This window comes from Streptomyces tailanensis (assembly GCF_008386495.1).
Classification (GTDB): domain Bacteria; phylum Actinomycetota; class Actinomycetes; order Streptomycetales; family Streptomycetaceae; genus Streptomyces; species Streptomyces tailanensis.
The window spans coordinates 1-2,166 of the sequence record NZ_VTHJ01000034.1; the positions used below are offsets into that span (position 1 = coordinate 1).

The window sequence follows — 2,166 nt, forward strand, 5'->3', positions numbered from 1 at the left end:
CGCCATACAAACCGCACCCCCCGAGCTCTCACGCGAAGCGGGGTCGAAGGGGCAGCCGCCCCTGGGGACGGTGGGGGTCCCCCCGCTCGAGCGAAGTCGAGAGTGGGGGAGGGTAGGGGCGGCGGGGGCGGAGACTTCTCGGAGGGCTATGGGGTCAGGAGCTGGCCCAGGCGGGCGGCCGTCGAGGACTCCAGTTGTGCCATGCCGTAGTACACGGACCGCGTGGGTGTCGGCACGCCGTTGACCGACGGGACGTACAGGATCGTGCCGTTGCCCGCGTCCTCGCCCTCCGTGCCGATCGCAAGGTCGGCGAACCCGTCACCCGTGAAGTCCGTGAGGGAGGCCGCGGAGCCGAGTTTGTCGTCGGTTTCGGTGGAGCCGGGGATGTTGGGGGAGTCCTGGGAGAGGGCCAGGGAGCCCGTGCCGGTCAGGCCGGACGACGTGCCCTTCAGGAGCCATGCGGAGCCCGCGTTCGCACGGTTCGTGGAGGCGCGGGTGATGTCCTCGTTGGGCGCGCCGGTGAGGACGTCGGCGTACCCGTCGGCGTTCAGGTCGCCCACGGACACCGAGGCGCCGAAGGCGTCGGACGTCTCCGAGGCGCCCTCCACGCCGGCCGTGCCCTGGTGGATCGTCGTCATGCCGGTGGTGGTGAAGCCGGTGGACGTGCCGGGGACCAGGGTCACCTGGCCGCCCGCGCTGCCGCCGGACTCGGAGGCGTACGGCTGCCCGATGACGATGTCGTCGTAGCCGTTGCCGTTGACGTCGCCCGCGGCGAGGGACCGGCCGCCCTTCATGGTCAGCGTCGACACCTTCGTCAGGCCCAGCGACCTGGAGCCCTTGAACCAGGTCACCTTGCCGACGCCGGACGCGTCCCGGTAGTTGAGGGCCACGTCGGTGTAACCGTCCCGGTTGAAGTCCCCGGTCGCGGCGTCCGCGTACGCCAACGCGCCCGTCGCCGTGGTCAGATCGCCGGCGACCTCGTGGCCGTCGTTGAAGCGGGCCGCCCAGTTGCCGCCCGTACCGGTGGCGGCGGTGAACACGTCCGCCCTGCCGTCGGCGTTGAAGTCGCCGACCGCGACGGTCGCGCCGAACCGCGCGCCGTTCGGCTCGTAGTCGTCGCCGAGGGCCATGGTGTCGGCGTCGGCGGTGTAGGACGGCCCGTAGAGGATCGTCACCGCGCCGCGGTCCGCGTGCCCGGTGGTGTCGTCCTCGCCGGGCGCGCCGATCGCGAGGTCCGCGTACCCGTCGCCGTTGATGTCGCCCCACGCGGTGGCCGCGCCCCACTGGTCGCCGGACTCGGCGGCGCCCGGGACGCCCGTGCTCGCCTGGTTGAGGCGGAGCTTGGACCCGGACACGGGACCGTTGATCCCGCCCGGCACGAGGGTGAGCCAACCGCTGCCGGACTTCGGCGTCGCGGCGACCAGGTCACTCACGCCGTCGCCCTTGTAGTCGGCGGTCGGGATCGCGGAGTTGCGGGCCGGGGAGGCGGCGTAGCGGCGGACCTCGGCAAGCTTGCCGTAGAGGTTGGCGCCGGGGGACGTGGTCGTCGCCGCGTCCCTGCCGCCGGAGATCACGTCCAGCTCGGCCTGTTCGTCCTTCGCGTACACGCCGCTGTCCTCGGACGCGGTCAGCGTGACCTTGCCGGTCGGGTCACCGGCGTACTGGCCCAGCTTCCAGGCCGCGAGCCGCGCCACGGACTCCACGGCGGCCCGCGTCGGCCTGCCGGCGCCCTCGAAGTCGCCGAGGACCGCGATGCCGGTCGAGTCGCCGTCGAAGCCGGGGGTGTGCGCGCCGCGCACCGAGCCGTCGGTACCGCCCGCGCGGCCCTCGTAGATACGGCCGCACTTGTCGACGAGGAAGTTGTGGCCGAGGTCGCCGAGCCCGGCCGTCTCGATGTCGTACGCCATGAGCGCGCGGATCAGGGCCGGGGACTCGGCGCAGCTGTAGGAGTTGGTGCCGCCGGTGTGGTGGACGAAGACCGCGCTGATCTTGTCGATGTACTCGGGCGCGCTCGTGACGGTCGACTCGTCGGCGCCCCAGCGGGCCCGGCTGACGATGGGGGGACGGGTGACGGTGGAGGGGAGGGGGGTGGGGGCGGCCAACGGGCTGGTTACCGCGCCAGTTACTGGCCTCGTCACCGTGCCCGCCACGTAGGCCGCGTTGCTC

At 72.8% G+C, this 2,166-nt stretch carries 1 protein-coding gene; it reads right to left on the bottom strand.

Going from position 1 to position 2,166, the window contains the following annotated elements; translation table 11 throughout:
- Window positions 1-146: 146 nt before the first annotated feature.
- A partial coding sequence (locus F3T56_RS25565; protein ID WP_246203844.1) for an FG-GAP-like repeat-containing protein occupies window positions 147-2,166 on the bottom strand: 2,020 nt, incomplete at its 5' end.